This window comes from Pseudomonas sp. R45(2017), from assembly GCF_002112305.1.
Taxonomy (GTDB): domain Bacteria; phylum Pseudomonadota; class Gammaproteobacteria; order Pseudomonadales; family Pseudomonadaceae; genus Aquipseudomonas; species Aquipseudomonas paraglycinae.
Map to the genome: position 1 here is coordinate 116,227 of NZ_NEHH01000003.1, position 18,682 is coordinate 134,908.

Annotated in this window: 18 protein-coding genes; 13 read left to right on the forward strand and 5 right to left on the reverse strand. The window is 62.7% G+C overall.

What is annotated here, in order from left to right; translation table 11 throughout:
- Entirely contained in the window at positions 1-1,407 is a 1,407-nt protein-coding gene (locus CAF74_RS07685; protein ID WP_085745927.1) for a type VI secretion system Vgr family protein, read from the reverse strand.
- Positions 1,408-1,627: 220 nt separating this feature from the next.
- On the opposite strand from CAF74_RS07685, the gene CAF74_RS07690 reads away from it, so the two are divergent.
- Positions 1,628-2,332, forward strand: a complete 705-nt coding sequence (locus tag CAF74_RS07690; protein ID WP_007951538.1) for a YebC/PmpR family DNA-binding transcriptional regulator — start codon at positions 1,628-1,630, stop codon at positions 2,330-2,332.
- 132 nt (positions 2,333-2,464) lie between these two features.
- Here CAF74_RS07690 and CAF74_RS07695 read toward each other — a convergent pair whose 3' ends face one another.
- Together CAF74_RS07695 and zapE are read right to left on the reverse strand one after the other, a co-directional pair.
- Complete coding sequence (locus tag CAF74_RS07695) at positions 2,465-3,775, reverse strand: leucine-rich repeat-containing protein kinase family protein (RefSeq protein WP_085745928.1); 1,311 nt, start codon at positions 3,773-3,775, stop codon at positions 2,465-2,467.
- Between the two features lie 61 nt (positions 3,776-3,836).
- Positions 3,837-4,970 (reverse strand): cell division protein ZapE, encoded by a 1,134-nt coding sequence (gene zapE, locus CAF74_RS07700; protein WP_085745929.1) that lies wholly within the window; start codon positions 4,968-4,970, stop codon positions 3,837-3,839.
- 286 nt (positions 4,971-5,256) lie between these two features.
- On the opposite strand from zapE, the gene CAF74_RS07705 reads away from it, so the two are divergent.
- From CAF74_RS07705 to CAF74_RS07735, 7 genes are all read left to right on the forward strand, one after another.
- The gene (locus CAF74_RS07705; RefSeq protein WP_129972731.1) at positions 5,257-5,766 is read left to right on the forward strand and encodes a spore coat U domain-containing protein; all 510 of its coding nucleotides are present in this window, start codon (positions 5,257-5,259) and stop codon (positions 5,764-5,766) included.
- A 100-nt stretch (positions 5,767-5,866) separates the two neighbouring features.
- A complete protein-coding gene (locus CAF74_RS07710) occupies positions 5,867-6,400 on the forward strand; it encodes a spore coat U domain-containing protein (protein ID WP_085745931.1) in 534 nt (177 codons plus the stop codon).
- Between the two features lie 20 nt (positions 6,401-6,420).
- Positions 6,421-6,957 (forward strand): spore coat protein U domain-containing protein, encoded by a 537-nt coding sequence (locus CAF74_RS07715; RefSeq protein WP_007951533.1) that lies wholly within the window; start codon positions 6,421-6,423, stop codon positions 6,955-6,957.
- Between the two features lie 4 nt (positions 6,958-6,961).
- Entirely contained in the window at positions 6,962-7,462 is a 501-nt protein-coding gene (locus CAF74_RS07720) for a spore coat U domain-containing protein (RefSeq protein ID WP_085745932.1), read from the forward strand.
- A gap of 24 nt (positions 7,463-7,486) precedes the next feature.
- Positions 7,487-8,269 carry a molecular chaperone gene (locus tag CAF74_RS07725; protein WP_085745933.1) on the forward strand — a complete coding sequence of 261 codons (783 nt, stop codon included), beginning with the start codon at positions 7,487-7,489 and terminating at the stop codon, positions 8,267-8,269.
- 84 nt (positions 8,270-8,353) lie between these two features.
- Positions 8,354-10,711 (forward strand): fimbria/pilus outer membrane usher protein, encoded by a 2,358-nt coding sequence (locus tag CAF74_RS07730; protein WP_085745934.1) that lies wholly within the window; start codon positions 8,354-8,356, stop codon positions 10,709-10,711.
- The gene (locus CAF74_RS07735) at positions 10,708-11,679 is read left to right on the forward strand and encodes a spore coat U domain-containing protein (protein WP_085745935.1); all 972 of its coding nucleotides are present in this window, start codon (positions 10,708-10,710) and stop codon (positions 11,677-11,679) included. The genes CAF74_RS07730 and CAF74_RS07735 overlap by 4 nt, the downstream gene beginning before the upstream one ends.
- Before the next feature lie 5 nt (positions 11,680-11,684).
- Here the strand turns inward: CAF74_RS07735 and CAF74_RS07740 are convergent, their stop codons facing one another.
- Together CAF74_RS07740 and CAF74_RS07745 are read right to left on the reverse strand one after the other, a co-directional pair.
- Positions 11,685-12,437, reverse strand: coding sequence for an anti-sigma factor (locus CAF74_RS07740; RefSeq protein ID WP_085745936.1), 753 nt, complete (start codon positions 12,435-12,437; stop codon positions 11,685-11,687).
- Complete coding sequence (locus tag CAF74_RS07745) at positions 12,434-12,940, reverse strand: RNA polymerase sigma factor (protein WP_085745937.1); 507 nt, start codon at positions 12,938-12,940, stop codon at positions 12,434-12,436. Before CAF74_RS07745 ends, CAF74_RS07740 begins: the two co-directional genes overlap by 4 nt.
- Positions 12,941-13,212: 272 nt before the next feature.
- Here CAF74_RS07745 and CAF74_RS07750 point away from each other — a divergent pair, with 272 nt between their 5' ends.
- From CAF74_RS07750 to CAF74_RS07770, 5 genes are all read left to right on the forward strand, one after another.
- On the forward strand, positions 13,213-14,775 hold the full coding sequence (locus CAF74_RS07750; RefSeq protein WP_139832896.1) for an amino acid adenylation domain-containing protein: 1,563 nt from the start codon (positions 13,213-13,215) through the stop codon (positions 14,773-14,775).
- Positions 14,772-16,106, forward strand: coding sequence for a hypothetical protein (locus CAF74_RS07755; protein ID WP_085745939.1), 1,335 nt, complete (start codon positions 14,772-14,774; stop codon positions 16,104-16,106). Before CAF74_RS07750 ends, CAF74_RS07755 begins: the two co-directional genes overlap by 4 nt.
- Positions 16,107-16,154: 48 nt before the next feature.
- Positions 16,155-16,919 (forward strand): enoyl-CoA hydratase-related protein, encoded by a 765-nt coding sequence (locus CAF74_RS07760; RefSeq protein ID WP_085745940.1) that lies wholly within the window; start codon positions 16,155-16,157, stop codon positions 16,917-16,919.
- Between the two features lie 120 nt (positions 16,920-17,039).
- Positions 17,040-18,134, forward strand: coding sequence for a catalase family peroxidase (locus CAF74_RS07765; RefSeq protein WP_085745941.1), 1,095 nt, complete (start codon positions 17,040-17,042; stop codon positions 18,132-18,134).
- Entirely contained in the window at positions 18,131-18,676 is a 546-nt protein-coding gene (locus CAF74_RS07770; protein WP_085745942.1) for a cytochrome b, read from the forward strand. Before CAF74_RS07765 ends, CAF74_RS07770 begins: the two co-directional genes overlap by 4 nt.
- The last annotated feature ends 6 nt before the right edge of the window (positions 18,677-18,682 follow it).

Consider the following 18,682-nt stretch of genomic DNA (forward strand, 5'->3'; position numbering starts at 1 on the left):
TCAACGCGGCGGGGCGGAGCGGTTGAGCAGCCAGTCGAGCAAGAGGTCGTCGTCGGGCTCGGTTTCTTTCGGCTGTGCCGGTCGGGGTCGGCAGACGTCGAGGCAGAGGATCGGCCGGTCGGGATCGCTGTCGAGAAAACTCACCCAGACCTCGCTGCCGGCGCAGGGCAGATCTTCCCGAGGCAGGCCGCCGCCGACGTGGGGCATGACCACTGGCAACCACAGTCCTTCGCTGGCGCTGGCATCAGGTTGGTCAGGCCATAACCGCACGGCGATCCGTCCCTGATCGTCCACCTGCGCCGGTTGCCCCGGCGCGCCAAGCACTTGCGCCGGCTGATACCCCGCAATGCCCGGGCGCGGTTGTTTCGGCGGCGGGCGAAACGGGGTCGACCAGGGCAGCGCGGTGAAGTCGTTGTGATAGCGACGAACCGTCGGCACGGGATCGAGAATCGAAGGTTGCTGGCCCTGATGACGCAAATCGGTGATCAGCCACTGCTCGTTGAACGCGTTTACCGGGTGCTCCATGACTTGCAGCAGGCGCCCGCTGAGCAGTCGAGGACAATCGCTGCGGCCCTGAATCGAGCGCGACCGGCAGCGTTGGCGTTCCAGCAGGCGACGACTGCGCTGGGCCGCGTGGCGGTGCGCAGTCGGCAGAAATCCCGGTGGCGCGAAGGCACTGTCCAGTGTGTGATTGGCGGCCTCCTGGCCCGTAATCGAATGCCCTCGCTCACGCACGCCGGCAGGAATCTGAGGCAGCACCGCCTCATGGCGCTGGAACAGGCTGCTGAGGCCGGTTGCCGGCGCATCGATCTGCGTGTTGAAAGCAATCGCCGTCGGTTGCTGCGGCAGGCTCAGACTGTCATCGGCGAACACCACCACATGGCCGTCCGGCTGATGTTCGAAGTGATAGTGGATGCCTTCCTCCTCACAAAGCCGTTGCACAAAGGCCAGATCGGTTTCCTCGTACTGAATGCAGAACGGCCGCGGCGGGTAGTGGCCGACGGTCATCTCGATCCGGTAGCTGTGGGCAGGCAGGTGATGTTCGCTGAGCAGTTGCTCAAGGATGGCCGGCACGTTCAGTTGCGTGAAGACCCGGCGTACGGGATGTTGCTCCAGCGCTTGCAGATGCGGCATCAGCACCAGTTGATAGGCGATCCGGTGCGTCGCGCGGTGTTCACAACTGGCACTTTGGATGATGCCGTGAATCCCGTGGTCGTCATCCAGGTGCAGAAACGCCGCCTGATGCAGCAGCGTGCCGGGTGACCAGGCGGGCGCCAAACCCATGACTTCGATTTCAAACCGAAAGGGCTGATTCAGCGCTTCATGACCGCTGAAGCGCAGGACCGGCAGGCTTATCCCGCCTTCGGCCAGGGTCAGCGAAAACGGACTTTCCTTGTCATTGAGCATTCGGGCGGGCTCTGTTCAGGCAATACGGGCCACAGAGGGTACGAAAACACGACGTTGAATGGACGTGGCAAACCGGTTTTTCAGAATCGCCCTACAAGGCGCGTAGAAGATGTCGATGCGCATCGGAATTTTTGGTCGATTGCCGACTTTAGGCCGTATAAACTTGGCGCCATGCGTCGGCCAATAGATGTCTCGGCGCCACAGATCAAGAGAGTGAGTAATGGGCGCACAGTGGAAGGTTAAACACAAAGAAGCGGCAGCCAACGCCAAGGGCAAGATCTTCGGCAAACTGGTGAAGGAAATCACCATTGCTGCGCGTAACGGTGCCGATACCGCCACCAACGCACACCTGCGTCTGGTGGTCGAACAGGCCAAGAAAGCCTCGATGCCCAAGGAAACCCTGGACCGCGCCATCAAGAAGGGTGCTGGCCTGCTGGGCGAAACCGTTCAATACCATCGCGTGACCTACGAAGGTTTCGCACCGCATCAGGTGCCGCTGATCGTCGAGTGCGTGACCGACAACATCAACCGCACCGTGGCGGAAATCCGCGTGGCGTTCCGCAAGGGCCAACTGGGTGCTTCCGGTTCCGTTGCCTGGGACTTCAACCATGTCGGCATGATCGAAGCGTCGCCGGACACCCCGGACGCCGATCCTGAGATGGCCGCGATCGAAGCCGGCGCCCAGGATTTCGAGCCGGGCGAAGAGGGCGCGACCCTGTTCCTGACCGACCCGACTGATCTGGACTCGGTGCAGAAAGCCCTGCCGGAACAAGGCTTCACCGTGCTGTCGGCCAAACTGGGCTACCAGCCGAAGAACCCGGTCAGCGGCCTGAGCGACGAGCAGATGGCTGAAGTCGAGGCGTTCCTCGAAGGCCTGGACAACCATGACGACGTGCAGGACATGTTCGTCGGTCTGGCCGGCTGATTTTTCGAGTCAGTAACACCGCAATCGCGAGCAGGCTCGCTCCCACACTTGATCAGTGTTGTTCCCCTTTACAGGGGTGATACAAGTCGATCGTGGGAGCGAGCCCGCTCGCGATTGACCGCGCAGCGGTCATTACTGTTGCAGCACCTCAACGATCTCGCCAAACCCCGGCCGCGCCAGCACTTGCGGCTGACAGCAGCGCTGTTCCAGGGCTTCCAGCACCTGTCGCTGTTCATCGCTCAACCCCGAGTCGATGCGCGCCAGCAGTTCCCCCAGCAGAATCCCGAACGCCCGCACTTCGAGGCGTTGCAGTGCACGGGTTTCAGGCGTGTCCGCCGTGGCATGGAACGACGCCGCACCAAAATCCCCCAGCAGACAGTCGCCCTGATCGTTCAACAGAATGTTGTGTCCGTAGAGATCACCGTGGGTGATGCCGTGACGATGCAGATGCCCGGCGACCGACGCAATGCCCCGGGCGATGCGCAGGGCAACATCGGCACTGAAACGGCAATCCTCGGCATACACATCCCGTGAACAGGACGCCAGGCTCGGCAACCCGGCGAGGTTGCGGTAACTCGGATCGATCAACTGCATCACCAGGCCTTGCTGGTCATCGGGATGCTGGTCGATGCGGCCTTCGACGCGGATCAGGTTCGGGTGCAGCCCGGCGGTGATGCACGCGTTCATTTCATGCAGCGGCGAGCCGTCGCTGGTCATCTCGCCCTTGTACAACTTGACCGCCACTGGCGTGGCCGGCTGATTCGCGGGCAGCCACTGCGCCCGGTAAATGACCCCGGAAGCGCCTTCGCCCAGCCGTTGCTCCAGCTGCAGCGCCGACCAGTCGATCAGGGGCGCTTTGTCGAGGGCGGCGGCATCGGCTTCGGTTTCCAGCGGATTGCCGGCGTAGGCCAGCCAGGTCAGGCTCGGCAGGGTCAACAGCCATTGCGGCAACTCGGTCAACTGATTGGCGGCGATGCGGATCAGCTCCAGCCGATGGCACTGACTCAGTGACGGCGGCAGGGTGCGCAGGCGATTGCCGGCAAGCATGAGTTTTTGCAGCAACGGGCGCTCGCCCAGTTCCGTGGGCAGGGTTTCGATGGCGTTGTCGGTCAAGATCAGCCAGCGCAACTGCGGCGGCAGCGCCGCGCCGGGTATCTGAGTGATGCGGTTGGCCTTGAACCCGATCATCGTCAGCGCCTGGCACTGACCCAGGCACGCCGGCAATTGGGTGAACTGATTGTCGGAGCAGAACAGCACACGCAGGCGCGTCAGACGATGCAAGTCGTCCGGCAGGCTGCTCAGGGCGTTGCCGCTCAGATTGAGCACTTCCAGCGTGTCAGCCAGGTTGAAAATCTCCGGCGGAAATTCACTCAGGCCTTCGGCCAGATCCAGCCGGGTGATGCCCGACAGCTCGCCAGCGCGCAGTTGTGCAAGGGTGTGCATGAAAAGGATCGCTTTCGAGAAGGCGCGGGGCGCCGGAAATGGGCCGCATGATAACGGCAAATCAGCCCTGTTCGTGCACTTCGCGCAATTGCCCGAGCCGGCTGCGGGTGCGGGCCAGATCGATGGCCTGGCCGCCGAGGCTTTCGTGTAAGGGGAGTTGGCCGAGCAGGGTCAGGTGTTTGTCCTGGTCGTAGAGCACGTCGATCAGGTTGATAAAGCGCTGCTGGGCGGCGATCGAACATTCGCCCAGCTCCGGCAGTTCGTCGATGATCCAGTGGTCGAAGCGTCGACACAGTTCCAGATAATCCATCACCGCCGTGGGCTGTTCGCAGAGGTCGTTGAAGGTGAAACCGATGCGCCGGTCTTCGCACAGCCGCGCCTGCAAATGCCGGCTGCCGACCGCCAGAGGCAACGGCGTGGCGTCGAGTGGCGGCAGGTTCAAGGCGAGGCGCTGCGCCGGGGTGGCCGGCCAGACGTAATGGCCCTGGGTGAACATTTGATGCGCATGCCGGCGCGCCTGGGTGCGGTAATCGTGCGGGCCACCGACTTCCATGACCTGCATGCGCGCATTGATCAGGTCGATTACCGGTTTGAACCGCGCGTGGTACAGCGGGTTGGGCAGCAAACCTTCGGGCGGGTAGTTGGAGGTCACCAGCAACAGGATTCCGCGCTTGAACAGCGCCTTGAACAGACGGGTGATGAGCATCGCATCGCCGATGTCATGTACATGAAATTCATCGAAACACAGCACCCTACAGTCCGTCAGCAACGCGTCGAGGGTGACGGCGAGGGCGTCATCGCAATCGCGGTTCTCGAACATGCCCTGATGCAACTGGGCAAAGAACCCGTGGAAGTGCAGGCGGCGTTTTTGCTGGATCGGCAGCGCCTGGAAAAATCCATCCAGCAGCCAGCTCTTGCCGCGCCCGACCGCTCCGTGCAGATACAGACTGGGCGGGGTTTTCGCAGGGGTGCCAAACAACAGGCCGGCCTGATGGGCCATGCAGTCGATGACCCGCTGCTGACTGTGGCTGAGGGTGTAGCCCTGGCCATGGGCCTTTTGCCGGAAATAGTCACGCACCGATTGCGCGCTGGCGGCGCACTGGCCCGCGTTTGTAACGGAGCGTTTGCCGAAGAAATGGCGCAAGGCTGACCAGCGCTGGGTCAGACGCGAACGGTCGGGCGGTCGGGCGGGCACAGCAATCACTCCGTCATCATCGGGCCGGCTCCCGCGAGCGCGGCGGGGTAGTTTAACCAGACGGGTAGTTTTGCTTCCACTGCGCCTTATCGTTTTTCCGCAGAGCAATCTGCAGCGTGTACAGGATTTTTCAACGCTTTAAATCGACGTGTTGCCAACCTTTCGAAACAAATCCCGGCGGCTGACTGGATCCAATCGACTGGCGCAATCGGCGTCCGTTGCTAACCTGAAACACTGTAACGACAGAGACGCTGTCGCCATCAAGGAACGGGCGGTGAATGCAGGGATGGTCTGGGCATTGCTGGGCGGACTCGCGATACCGGTTCACGCCGCCGACCTTCAGGTCGAGGTGCGGGTCGATGTGCAGCGCGGTTGCCAGTTGATCGGCCAGCAACGCGAGGCCGGTATCGAGCAACTGGGCGTGCTCGATTTCGGCACCACGGCGCGGCTCGACGACCGGGACGGGCCACTCGGTGCGGCGCTGACCAATTCGCGTCTGCCACGCCTGGAATGCAACCCGGACACCCCGTACCAGTTGCGCGTCGATGGCGGCCTGCACGGTGGCATTGGCGAGGTGCGTTATATGGCGGGAGAGGCCGGCAGCAAGCCGATTCCTTATCGCCTGTATCAGGACCCTGCGCGGCGGGTGCCGCTGGTGGTGGATGTGCCGGTCAGTGGCCGGGTGCCGGACAGCGGCACGGTGGACTTGCCGTTATACGGGCGGATCGAGCGGATGGCGGAGGTGCCACGGGTCAGCCGGTATTCGGATCTGGTGAAGGTGACGGTCACCTGGTGATCGCGGAGTTTTTCAGCCATTCGGTGGGGCCGGGTGGTGCAGGGAAGGGCGTTCAATGACGAGCGCAGTGGTCGAGTAATCCTGAAGGAGTAGGGGCTCAATGATGGGCAGACACGGGCGGGTAATCGCCGCAGCCACATTGCTGTTGTTCACCGAGACCGCGGCAGCGGCAGTCAGTGGGCAGATCCTTGCGCGGCTGACGCTGATTGCCGGCTGCGAGGTGACCAACGCTACCAGCCCCGCCAGCCCGGTGGATGGGCTGGGCTCTCTCGATTTCGGCCAGCAGGGCCCGACCTGGAACGCACCGATCAAGGCCAGTCTCAGCGAAGCGGGCAGCGGCCAGCTGAATGTCGCCTGCAATCCTTCGGTCACCGGGTTTACCGTGACCATCGACGGTGGCGCCCATGGCGACGGCACCACACGCCGCCTGAGCAACGGGCGCCAGACGCTCCCTTACCAGCTGTTCCTCGATGCCTCGGGCAGCCAGAGCTACAGCATCGGTCAACAACACAATTTCGCTGTCACCAGCGGCGCACAGATACCCATCCCGGTATTTGGCTCGGTGGTGGCGAACACCCGTGCGGTACCGGCCGGTGTCTATACCGACACCCTGACGGTGACGCTCGACTGGTAACCCCGTAGAGGACGGACACCATGCGTACGATTGCATCAAGGATAGGTTTGTCGTTGCTCGGCCTGACGCTCGCTTCCAGCGTCAATGCCGCCACCACGGTCACCGGCCAGATCACCTCCAGCCTGATCCTGATCAGCAGTTGCCAGGTCAACGGTTCCGGCGGTTCTACCGGGCTGAACTTCGGTGCGTTGAACTTCGGCACCGCCAACAGCCTGTTCACCACGGCCACCGGGCAGGTGCTGGGCGGCGGGGGCGGGGCGTTGTCGATCCTGTGCTCGGCCGGCACCACGCCGACGGTCAAGGTCCGCGCCGGCGCCCATGACGGGCTCTCGCCGGGTGGTACCCGCGCGTTGTACGACGGGGTTGCCAACTATGTGCCGTACGATCTGTACACCGACGCCGGGCACTCGCAATTGCTGGCCATCGACGGGGTGATCAACCTCGCCGCCAGTACCGGTGTGGCGCAGACCGTGAACATCTACGGTCAGGCGGTGGGCAAGGCCGGGCTGCCGGCGGGCACCTACACCGACACGATTTCCGTTGAACTGACGTTCTAGTGTCATGGGCCGACATCGCTGTGCGGCGCTGCTTCTGCTGTGTGCGGGCAGCTTGCCGCTGCCGTTGGCGGCGGTGACCAGCCAGAGTTTTCAGGTCAGTGCCACGGTGACACCGGGTTGTCTGGTGGTGGGGGGCGTATCGAACTATGGCGGGCTGAATTTCGGTTCGCGTTCGGCGCTGGCTACCGGCACGGTGCAGGTCGCGTTGACCGGTGGCGTCACGCTGCAATGCACGCCGGGGGTGGCGCTGAACATGACGGTCGATGGCGGCCAGTACAACAGCGGCGGGCGACGCATGCAGATCAGTGGAGGCAGCGCGAAGGTGGCGTATGCGCTGTTTCGCGATGCGGCGTACAGCCAGAGCCTGGGCATCGGCCAGAGTGTGGCAGTGGCCTACAGCGATGCGAACAACATCAGTCTGCCGATCTACGGTCAGGTGCAATTGCCGGGCAATCAGCCCGGGGGGACATACAGCGATGTGTTGCAGGTGCAGCTGTCGTGGTGATGTGAAATGACAAGGAGCAGGTTTATGGGGTTTTTCACGTCACGCTATTCGTCCGTTTGTTGCGCCGTGCTGGCGCTGGTCATGTTCGGGACGCTCAAGGCCCAGGCCGCCAGTTCGGTGCTGATCTGGCCGATCGATCCGGTGCTGGAGGCCGATCAGCAGGCCAGTGCGCTGTGGCTGGAAAATCGCGGCACGGAAACCGCCAACCTGCAGATCCGCGTGTTCGGCTGGAGCCAGAGCGGTTTCGAAGAGCAATACCGCAATCAGCGCGAGGTGATCGGCAGCCCGCCGGTGGCGAAGATCGAGCCGGGCCAGAAGCAACTGGTGCGCCTGACCCGCACCAAGGACGTGCCGCCAGGCCAGGAACTGGCGTACCGGATCATCATCGATGAAATCCCCTCGGCTCAGCCCCCCGTTGCCGAAGACGGCAAGACCGCTGCGGCGATTCGCTTCCAGATGCGCTACTCGGTGCCGCTGTTCGCCTATGGCGCGGGTTTGTGGAGCAAGGAAGACAGCGCCCGTCAACGTGACCCCAAGGGCATCGGCCTGCCGCAACTGAGCTGGCGCACGGTGGCGGTGGAGGGGCGTCCTTATGTGGAAGTGCGCAATCAGGGCGCGGTTCATGCGCGACTGACCGACGTGGCCATAAAGCAGGGCAGCCAAAGCAAGCCGCTGGCCGAGGGATTGCTCGGCTACGTATTGCCCGGCGCGGTAATGCGCTGGCCGGCACCGGGACCGGTGACGGGAGAGCTGGCCGGGCGGATCAATGGCGCGGCGAAGGTGCAGAGCATTCCGCCGGCGCGATAGCCGTAGCGAGTCATGTCGAAGTGATCAGGCTTCGGCGCCAGCGGTTTCAGGAGGAATCAGTCCATTGACGGACGTAACACGCTAATGAGTCCAGGATGGGCTCGACGTATTCAGCGTCCGTTGTGGCTCATGACCGGCGCGTGGTGCCTGATGTTCATTCATCCATCCGGGGCCGGCGAATTGCCGCCGCCTCCCAGCGGCATGGAGGCCGTCAGCGATGCACAGTTGTTTCTGGAACTGGTGGTCAACCAGATGAATACCGGCCGGGTGGTGGCGGTGGAGCAGCGCGGCGGGCGCCTGTTCCTGCCGGCCAGCGTATTGCGCGACACCGGCATGAAGCTGCCGGAAGAGGCGGGTACCGAAGTCGATCTCGACGGCCTGCCGGGCCTGCACAGCGATTACGACAGCGTCAGCCAGCGACTGCTGCTCGACGTGCCACCGGACTGGCTGCCGGAGCAGTTCATCGGCAACCGTGAAATCTATCCGCGCACCCCGGCGCTGAGCAGTTTCGGCGCGTTGTTCAACTATGACCTGTACCTCAATGACACCGACGACGCCGGCACCTATCTGGCGGCGTGGAACGAAGTGCGGGTGTTCGACAGTTGGGGCACGTTGTCGAACACCGGGCAATATCGCCGTACGTTGTCGGGGGATGCGGTCAGCACGCTGGACAATGGTTATCTGCGTTACGACACCACCTGGCGTTACTCCGATGACGAACGGATGCTGACCTACGAGGCCGGGGACGTGGTCAGCGGCGCCTTGCCCTGGAGCAGTTCGGTGCGGCTGGGCGGTGTGCAGTTCTCAAGGGATTTTGCAGTGCGTCCGGATCTGGTGACCTATCCGCTACCGCAATTTGCCGGGGAAGCGGCGGTGCCGTCCTCGGTGGATCTGTTCATCAACGGCTACAAATCCAGCAGCACCGACCTGCAACCGGGGCCGTACACCCTGACCAACATTCCGTTTATCAACGGCGCGGGTGAGGCGGTGGTGGTGACCACCGATGCGCTGGGCCGGCAGGTGTCGACCACGGTGCCGTTCTATGTCACCAGCAGCCTGCTGCAAAAGGGCCTGAGCGATTTTTCGGTGGCCGCCGGTACGCTACGCCGGGATTACGGCCTGAAGGATTTCAGCTATGGGCCGGGCGTCACCTCGGGCAGTTTGCGTTATGGCGTCAGCGACACCTTTACTCTGGAGAGTCACGCCGAGGCGGCGGATACCCTGACGCTCGGCGGGCTGGGCGGTAACTTGCGGCTGGGCAATTTCGGGGTGCTCAACAGCGCGATCAGCCAGAGCCGTTTCGACGGCGATGGCGGTCAGCAATTGAGCCTCGGTTATCAATACAGCGGCCAACGCTACAGCTTTTCCTATCAGCGTTTGCAACGCCGCGACCGTTACGCCGACCTGACCGTGGTCGACAGCCCTTACACCACACTCAGCAAGCGCAGTGAGCAGGCGACCCTGAGCCTCAACCTCGAACGCTGGGGCAGTCTCGGCGTCGGGTATTTCGACATTCGTGCGGCAGACGAAACCCGCACACGGTTGCTCAACCTGAGCTGGAGCAAACCGCTGTGGCGCAACAGCAGTTTCTACCTGTCGGCCAACCGCGAAATCGGCGACAGCAACTGGGCGGTGCAGGCGCAACTGGTGATTCCGTTCGACCTGCGCGGCAGCCTGGCCATCAGCAGCGAACGCAGCAAGACCGGGCAGACGCAGCAACGGGTCAACTACAGTCGCGCCGTGCCGTCCGAGGGCGGGGTGGGCTTCAATCTCGGCTATGCCAAGGGCGACGGCGCCGATTACCGTCAGGCTGACGTGACCTGGCGCCTGCAATCGGTGCAGTTGCAGGCGGGCGTCTACGGCACGTCCGACGCCGAAACCCGTTGGGCCGATGCCAGCGGTTCGCTGGTATGGATGGACGATCAAGTGTTCGCTGCCAATCGCATCGATGATGCGTTCGTGGTGGTCAGCACCGACGGCTACGCGGACATTCCGGTGCGTTACGAGAACCAGCAGGTCGGCCAGACCGACCGTAACGGCCACTTGCTGGTGCCGTGGAGCAGCGCCTATTACCGCGGCAAGTACGAAATCGATCCGCTGAACCTTCCGGCCAACGTACGCAGCCCGAATGTCGAACAGCGTGTAGCGGTGCGCCGGGGCAGTGGCTATCTGCTGGAGTTTCCGCTGAGCCGGGTGATCGCCGCGAGTATCGTGCTGGTGGACGCGCAACAAAAGGAATTGCCGCTGGGCAGTGGCGTGCTGCACGAGCAGAGCGGTACGCGGACGGTGGTCGGCTGGGATGGGCTGGTCTATCTGGAAAATCTTCAGGCGCAGAATTCGCTGCGGGTGACTCTCGCGGACGGCAAGACCTGCCAGGCGCAATTCAGCGTCGACCTGCAGCAGGATGAAGTGCCGCTGATCGGCCCGCTGGTGTGCCAATGATCCGGGCGCGGTTTGCTCTGTGGCTGTTGTTGCTGTTGCCGGGACTGGCGCAGGCGCTGTGTTCGGTGGTCACCACCACACCGGCCGGGTTCGGGAACATCAGTTCGATCGCCGTGCGCACCACCTCGCAACCCAGTTCTACCCTGAACGGAGGCTTGAGTTGCACCGGTTCGCTGCTGTCTCTGTTGACCAACAATGACCATTTCTGGGCCACCGTTACCTCGACCCAGAGCGGTTTGCTCGGGCCCACCGGCGACGTGATCGGTTACACGATCTACGCCAACAACAGCACCAGTTACCCGCTGACGCGTGGCACCGCCTATGACTTCGCCCGCAACGGCATTATCGATGCCTTGGGTTTGCTGGGCGGTACGGTGCCGAAAACCGTTCCGCTGTACTTCGGTACCACCATCGGCAGCAATGTGGCGGCGGGGGTGTATACCGAGACCCTGAGCATTTTCTGGAACTGGAATTATTGTTCGGGTATCGGTGCGGGCGGGCTGTGCCTGGGCCGCGACATCAACAGCGGTACCACGACGCTGACGGTGAACCTGACGGTGTCCAACGACTGCACCATCACCGCGCCGAACATCGCTTTCGGCAGTGCGCCGGTGGTCAGCGCGTTTACCCCGGTAACCGGGCAGACCATCAACCTCGCCTGCACCAAGGGCAGTGCCTACACCGTGGGGCTGAACGACGGGCAGAATGCGCTGAGTGTCGGCGGACGGCGGCGGATGATTTCCGGCAGCAACTATCTGGCCTACGACATTTTCAAGAGTGCCGGCACCACCCGTTGGGGCAGTGTCGGCGCGGCCCGTCGGGCCAGCAGCGATGCCGAGGTCAACCCCGGCAACGGGCTGGGCACCGGCAGCCAGATCTTCAATTACAACGCGAAAATCTACACCGACCAGACCACACCGCCCGCTGGAACCTATCTGGACAATGTGGTGCTGGATGTGGGGTTCTGAACCGGCTAGAAACTCACGGATTGCTTGAGCATTTTCGCCGCCGGGGTATCGGTCGGGCTGACCATTGCGTAGTTGTAGCCCTTGCCGGACCAGTACTCCGCCTGCAGATCCCCGTCCTGGCGGCTGCCCCGGGGCAGAAAGGTATTTTTAGGTCCCGGTGGGCGCACGTAGAAACTCACCTTGTGCCCGCTCTGGTCTTCATACATCACCATCGCCGCCGGGCCTTCATCGGTGCTCAGCAGACGGCCGCTGACCGGTGCAAAACCGGCCGACGTCAGGTCCGGCAGGCGATTGGCCTGAGTGAAATAACGGTCGAGCCAACGCTGGATGTCGCCGTCACCATCGACCTTGTAGTCCGCCGGCAGAAGTCCTTGCTGGGCGATCAAGCGGTACGCCTGCAAGGCGTCCGTCATCGGTGCCGGGGGATGAAACACGGTCATGTCCCGGGCTTTCCAGCCACCGACACCGCCGAGGCTGACGGCAATCAAAAGCATTGCCGCGCTGGCCCATTGGCGGCGCGACTGGCGTTTGAGTCGCTGGCGAATCAGCGACGGATCAAGGTCCGGATTGGCCGGTTGTTGCAAGGCACCGCCGAGGGCGGCGCGCAGGTGCTGGGCGTCCTGTTGCCAGGCGCGAACCTGCGCCGCTTCGTCCGGATGGCTGGCGAGCCAGGTTTCCAGCACATGCCGGTCGGCCTCGCTGAGCTGGTGGTCGACGTAGGCGTGCAGGTCACGTTCGTTGGGGGGCAGACTGATCATTTGAGTATCCGCAAGGAAGGGCTGCTGATTTCCCCGTCGCTGAGCTGGCGCAGGGCCTGGCGAGCACGGGACAGGCGCGACATCACGGTGCCGGTGGGGACGTCGAGAATCTCGGCGACCTCCTTATAAGTCAGGCCTTCCACCGACACCATCAGCAGCAGCGCGCGCTGTTCGGTGGGCAGTCGGTCGAAGGCCTGCAAGGTCGATTGGGCAATCACGGTACGTTCCACCGAGGGCTCGGCGTCGTCGCGGCCGGTGAAGAATTCGAGCATCCGCGCATAACGCCGCGAGCGCCGATGCGCATCGAGAAACTGCCGGTACAGGATCGAAAACAGCCAGGCCCGCAGATCGCCGTCGGCGCGCTTCTCGCCCCAAGCCGACAGTGCCCGCTCGAGGCTGGCCTGTACCAGGTCGTCGGCGCTGCTGCTGTTGCGTGTCAGCGAAAGCGCGAAGCGGCGCAATCTGGGAATCAGATCGCGTAATTGCTCGTCGAGTGTATTCATGACAGGGACATGCTCTGGGCCAGAAGCGCGGTAGTGGTAGGAAAGACGCCTCTCGACACAGCTTATTCCATTCCAGGAGTTGAAAGATTTCATTACTGGCGACGTAGGAAAGTTCGCCGCGTTCTGTAGTGCGTGTAATGGATTCAAATCTCCCGGCTCAACCCGTCCGACAAGCGCAAGCAGCCATCGATGTCGCCAACAGGCAATCGATGGACGAAGCGGCTGAAACGATGATTTGAGCAAAAGGGATGTTTGAGATGCATGCAATCGTAATGAATACCCCAGCCACACCGAGCGAAGGTTATGACGCCTGGCGGACATTCGGCTGCGGCCCGGTGGCCGAGCCCGAGTTCTCGTTGATCCACCGTGCGATCGAAGCGCGGGCGGCGACTCATCCGCAGCATGTGGCCGCGCGTTTTCAGGGGCAGAGCCTTACCTATGGCGAGTTGAACCGCCAGGCCAACCGGTTGGCCAGTTTGTTGTCGAGTCATGGCGTAGCCCCGGGCGATCACGTGGCGCTGTTTGTCGAACGTTCGATCCCGATGCTGGTGGGCATGCTCGCGACCTTGAAGGTGGGGGCCGCCTATATTCCCCAGCATGTCGGCATTACTCCTGCCACGCAGTTGAGCCACATCATGTCGGTTGCTTCGACGCAGGTGGTGTTGACGCTTTCAACACTGGCCCACGGGATTCCGCTGACAGCCGGGCAGCATTGCATTCATCTGGATACGTTCATCGACTCACCGGGCTCGGCTGCCGATGACGTGAATGTGGGGGAGGACATTTCGTCACCGGATGCCCTGTGTTTTGTGTTGTTTACGTCCGGTACGACCGGCCAGCCCAACGGTGTCAGGGTAACCCAGCGCAATGTCTGCAACATTCTGCTGACCGGCCCCGGCAATCTCGGCATGGGGCCGGGCATGAACGTCGGGCAAATCCTCAATATCGCCTTTGACATGGCCGCCTGGGAAATCCTCGGCTGTCTGGCCCATGGCGCGACGCTGTTGATTCGGGGCAAGGACATTGCCGAAACCGCCGAGCAGTGTGACGTGCTGATCGCGACCCCATCGATTCTCGCCACGCTGGATCCGGAGCGCTGCAGTCAGGTGAAGGTGGTGGCCCTGGCCGGCGAACCGTGCCCGCAGCCCCTGGCTGATCGCTGGGCGTCCTTTTGCGATTTCTACAATGCTTGCGGCCCCACAGAAACCACCATCGTCAACACCATGCAGCATTACCGAGGCACGGGCCCGTTGACGATCGGCAAGCCAACGCCGAACAACACCGTGTATGTACTGGATGAAACGGGCCAACTGTGCGCGCCGGGTGAGCAGGGCGAAATGTGGGCCGGTGGCGACTGTGTGACGGCCGGGTATCTGGGCAATCCTGCCCTGACTGCCGAGCGTTACCGCCTCGATCCGTTTCTGGGACAGGGCCGCATGATGTTTCGCACCCGTGATCTGGGGCGCTGGACTGCTGACGGCGAACTGGAGCACCTGGGCCGGGTGGACGATCAGGTGAAAGTCCGGGGCTTTCGCGTTGAACTGGACTCGGTGTCGGCTGCGCTGGAGTCCGCACCGGGCTGCGAGCGCGCGGTGACCTTGAAGTTCGATAACCGTCATCTGGTGGCTTTCGTCTTCCCTGCATCCACGGACACCGATGTGGCGCGACGCCGTTGCGAGGAACGACTGGCCTATTACTGCGTGCCTTCGATGATTCTGCCGGTGGACGACATCCCGCTGACTTCAAGGGGCAAGGTCGACAAACGCTTGTTGCTTGAGCGGGCACAGGCGCATCAGGCGCAGCTCGCTGCCGCCCGGCAGGAGGCGGGGCAATGAGTCAGGTCGACGACGCTTTTGCCCTGCCACCGCGACGTCCGCTCTGGCGGCGCCTGGGAACGCTGCCGCTGTTTTCACATTACAACCGCCTGGTTGCGCTGGTGTTGCTGGCGAACCTCGGGGCGCTGGTGTACGGGATCACCGTCGGACAGTGGTGGTCGGCCTCGGAGGTTGCGTTGGAGGCATTGTCGCAGCTGGTGTTGGCGAACCTGTCGATGGCGATCCTGATTCGTCAGCAATACTTGATCAATCTGCTGTTCTGGCTGGCGACCCGGGCTCCCACGTGTTGGCCGCTGGCGATTCGTCGCTCGCTGGCCAAGGTTTATCACTTCGGCGGTTTGCACAGTGGCGGGGCGATGGCCGCGATTGTCTGGTTCGTTGCGCTGCTCGGCTCGATGATCTGGCAAAGGACCGACGGGGCAGGTGGGGTTTCGCTGACGCTGCTGGCCATCAGCGCCGCGCTTCTGGGCTTGTTGCTGCTGATGGCGATCATGGCGTTGCCGGGTATTCGCTCACGGTTTCACAACGCTTTCGAACGCACACATCGGTTCGCCGGTTGGGCGGCGCTGCTGCTGTTCTGGGGCATGACGCTGGTGTTTGCCCGGGATCGTCATCCTGGCGCCGACTTGGCGCAAGTACTGTTGACGTCCGTTTCATTCTGGATGCTGCCGCTCCTGACACTCAGCATTGCCTTGCCCTGGCTGCGCCTGCGCAAGGTGCCAGTGACGCTGGTCAAACCGTCGTCGCATGCGGTGATTGCCCGGTTCAATCACCACACACCGTTCGCCGGATCCTCTACCGCAATCAGTCGCCATCCGCTGTGGGAATGGCACTCGTTTGCCAACATTCCTGCACCGGACGAACAGGGTTTTCGCCTGATCATTTCCCGTGCCGGCGACTGGACCGGTGAACTGATCGAGCAGCCGCCGAGCCATGTCTGGGTCAAGGGCATCACCACGGCAGGCGTCGCCCATATCGAAACCCTGTTCAAGTCAGTGGTGTACGTCGCCACCGGCAGTGGCATTGGGCCGGTGCTGCCGCATCTGCTGGCGCGGCAGGTGCCGATCCACCTGATCTGGTCCACCCGCAGCCCGCGCGAGACCTATGGTGATGCGCTGGTGGAGGAAATCCTGCAGGCACAACCCGATGCCCATATCTGGGACACCGACCGGTTGGGCAAGCCGGATCTGGTGGCGCTGGCGTATGCCGCCGTTCGAACCCACGGCGCGGAAGCGGTGATCTGTATTTCCAATCAGAAGCTGACCGAGCGAGTAGTCGAGGAAATGGAGTCCCGGGGTATTCCGGCCTACGGCGCGATCTGGGATTCCTGACGGCGCGTCGGTGTTTTTCCACTCACTCCGCTATTCAAAGAGATTGCGATGAACCTATTGATTGAACGACACGGCCCCGTGGTACTGATCCGCCTCAACCGCCCGCACGCACGAAATGCGCTGGATACATCACTGATGCGCGAATTGCTGGAGGCCTTGCAACCGCTGGACAGTGATCCGGGTGTCGGATGTTTCCTCATCACCGGTACCCGGGATTATTTCGCTGCCGGAGCCGACATCAAGGAGATGTACGAAAAGTCCTGCCTGGAAATGATCGAGGAAGACCATTTCGCCGGCTGGGATGCGTTTGCCGCTCTGCGCACGCCAAAAGTCGCGGCGGTGGCGGGCTTCGCATTCGGAGGAGGCTGTGAATTGGCAATGATGTGCGACGTGATCGTGGCGGCCGAGTCCGCGAAATTCGCATTGCCGGAAATCACTCTGGGCGTGATGCCGGGCATGGGCGGTACGCAACGCCTGACCCGGTTGATTGGCCGCGCCAAAGCCATGGACATGATACTGACCGGTCGCACACTGTCCGCCCGTGAGGCCGAGCAGGCAGGGTTGGTGTCGCGGGTGACAGACGCCGATCACCTGTTGGAGCAGGCCATGGACATTGCACAGCGCATCGGCGGATTTCCCCGCACGGCGACACGGGCTGCCCGGGAAGCGGTGGACCGGGCGTCAGAGTCGGGATTGCGCGAGGGCATTCTGTTTGAACGACGCTCGTTTCACGGCCTGTTCGCGACACCTGGACAGAAGGAGGGCATGCAGGCGTTTCTGGAAAAACGCGAGCCGCGTTTCGATCAGATTTAGCCGGCCGCGATTGGACTCCGACGCCACTCCATGAAAGAAACTACAGTTCAGAGGGAATAATCCTACGAGGCGTGCGTCTCATAGCACCTTTCCCTATGGCCGATGGCCCTGGAGTCTTTCATGGTTGATCGCAGCTCACCGCCCGGCGGGCCTCAACGCCCGCCACCGAGTGCCGCGAACCTGGTGTTGCGTCTTGGCGGAATCGCCGTAGTGGTCGCAGCCCTGGCCGGGGCGTTTGCCTACGTCCATGGTTCATTTGACCCACAACGCCTGACGCCAAAAGCGTTGGTCGATGTGCTGGAAAAGAACAACGGTGTGCATCCCGGCTTTCGCCGCAATCACGCCAAAGGTGTTTGCGTGATCGGACATTTCGAGAGCAGCGGCGAGGCTCGCGCGTATTCTGTCGCGCAAGTGTTCAATGAGCCGCGCACGCCGGTGGTCGGGCGCTTTGCGTTGCCGGCCGGCAGTCCGTATGCGCCGGACAGCGCCGTACCGATCCGCAGTCTGGCGCTGCGTTTCACTCAGGCAAACGGCCAGCAGTGGCGCACCGGGATGAACAGCATGCCGGTGTTCCCGGTCGGCACGCCCGAGGCGTTCTATCAGTTGCAGCAGGCGCAATCGCCGGATCCCGCCACCGGTAAACCGGATCCGACCAAAGTGCCGGCATTTTTTGCCTCACACCCGGAAGCCGTGCCGTTTCTGACCTGGATAAAAACCGCCAAACCCTCGGCCAGTTACGCGACGGAAACCTACAACAGCGTCAACGCGTTCTATCTGGTGGATGCCAGCGGCAAGAAGCAAGCAGTGCGCTGGAGCATGACGCCTCTGGCCCAGGATGCTGCCGGTGCGACTGCGCCCGAAGGTAGCGATTTCCTTGAGAAGGATCTGGTGCAGCGCCTGGCCGAAGGGCCGCTGCGCTTTCAGTTGAACATCACCTTGGCCAATGCCGACGATCCGGTGAACGATGCGAGCAAGACCTGGCCTCCCGGTCGCAAGGTGTTGAACGCCGGCACTCTGGTGCTGGAAAAGACCCAGCCGCAACTCAGCGGCGAATGCCGTGACATCAACTACGATCCGCTGGTGCTGCCGGCCGGCATTCAGGGTTCCGACGATCCGTTGCTGGCCGCGCGCTCGGCCGGTTACGCCGATTCCTACCTGCGTCGCACCAGCGAAGTCAGCCAACTGCCAACCGGCAAAAAGGAGGCTCGCCCATGAGCACGCAACCGACTCATTTCAATCCGCTGGCGCGGTTGCTGCACTGGCTGATGGCGTTGATGATCATCGCGATGTTGTTCATCGGCGCCGGCATGGTGACCTCGGTGTCGGCGCGGCATGAATGGTTGATCAATCTGCACAAACCATTGGGCATCGCGATACTCGCTTTGGTGATCGTGCGCATTCTGGTGCGGCTCGGCACCCGTCAGCCGCCGCTGCCAGCGGATCTGCCGGGCTGGCAGGTGATGGCGGCCAAGGCCTCTCATCTGTTGTTGTATGCGCTGATGTTGGTGTTGCCGCTGCTGGGCTGGGCGATGATCAGCGCGGCTGGGGATCCGGTGATGCTCGGCACGTCGCTGCAATTGCCGCCGATCGTGCCGGCGGATGCGCAGGTGTTCGCGTTGCTGCGCAAGGCTCACGGGTATCTGGCGTATCTGTTGTTCCTGACCGTGCTGCTGCATTTGGCGGCGGCGCTGTTCCATGGCTGGGTGCGCCGCGACGAGGTGCTCGACAGCATGCTGCGGGGACGCAATCGCGGTTGATCGTGT

Excerpts from the sequence above, each read along its gene's own strand:
- CAF74_RS07755 (WP_085745939.1), top strand. The coding sequence starts at position 14,772 with ATGAGTCAGGTCGACGACGCTTTTGCCCTGCCACCGCGACGTCCGCTC.
- CAF74_RS07735 (WP_085745935.1), top strand. The coding sequence starts at position 10,708 with ATGATCCGGGCGCGGTTTGCTCTGTGGCTGTTGTTGCTGTTGCCGGGA.
- CAF74_RS07725 (WP_085745933.1), top strand. The coding sequence starts at position 7,487 with ATGGGGTTTTTCACGTCACGCTATTCGTCCGTTTGTTGCGCCGTGCTG.
- CAF74_RS07770 (WP_085745942.1), top strand. The coding sequence starts at position 18,131 with ATGAGCACGCAACCGACTCATTTCAATCCGCTGGCGCGGTTGCTGCAC.
- CAF74_RS07750 (WP_139832896.1), top strand. The coding sequence starts at position 13,213 with ATGAATACCCCAGCCACACCGAGCGAAGGTTATGACGCCTGGCGGACA.
- CAF74_RS07685 (WP_085745927.1), bottom strand. The coding sequence starts at position 1,407 with ATGCTCAATGACAAGGAAAGTCCGTTTTCGCTGACCCTGGCCGAAGGC.
- CAF74_RS07720 (WP_085745932.1), top strand. The coding sequence starts at position 6,962 with ATGGGCCGACATCGCTGTGCGGCGCTGCTTCTGCTGTGTGCGGGCAGC.
- CAF74_RS07710 (WP_085745931.1), top strand. The coding sequence starts at position 5,867 with ATGATGGGCAGACACGGGCGGGTAATCGCCGCAGCCACATTGCTGTTG.
- CAF74_RS07760 (WP_085745940.1), top strand. The coding sequence starts at position 16,155 with ATGAACCTATTGATTGAACGACACGGCCCCGTGGTACTGATCCGCCTC.
- CAF74_RS07765 (WP_085745941.1), top strand. The coding sequence starts at position 17,040 with ATGGTTGATCGCAGCTCACCGCCCGGCGGGCCTCAACGCCCGCCACCG.
- CAF74_RS07730 (WP_085745934.1), top strand. The coding sequence starts at position 8,354 with ATGAGTCCAGGATGGGCTCGACGTATTCAGCGTCCGTTGTGGCTCATG.
- CAF74_RS07740 (WP_085745936.1), bottom strand. The coding sequence starts at position 12,437 with ATGATCAGTCTGCCCCCCAACGAACGTGACCTGCACGCCTACGTCGAC.
- CAF74_RS07715 (WP_007951533.1), top strand. The coding sequence starts at position 6,421 with ATGCGTACGATTGCATCAAGGATAGGTTTGTCGTTGCTCGGCCTGACG.
- CAF74_RS07705 (WP_129972731.1), top strand. The coding sequence starts at position 5,257 with ATGGTCTGGGCATTGCTGGGCGGACTCGCGATACCGGTTCACGCCGCC.
- CAF74_RS07690 (WP_007951538.1), top strand. The coding sequence starts at position 1,628 with ATGGGCGCACAGTGGAAGGTTAAACACAAAGAAGCGGCAGCCAACGCC.
- CAF74_RS07745 (WP_085745937.1), bottom strand. The coding sequence starts at position 12,940 with ATGAATACACTCGACGAGCAATTACGCGATCTGATTCCCAGATTGCGC.
- CAF74_RS07695 (WP_085745928.1), bottom strand. The coding sequence starts at position 3,775 with ATGCACACCCTTGCACAACTGCGCGCTGGCGAGCTGTCGGGCATCACC.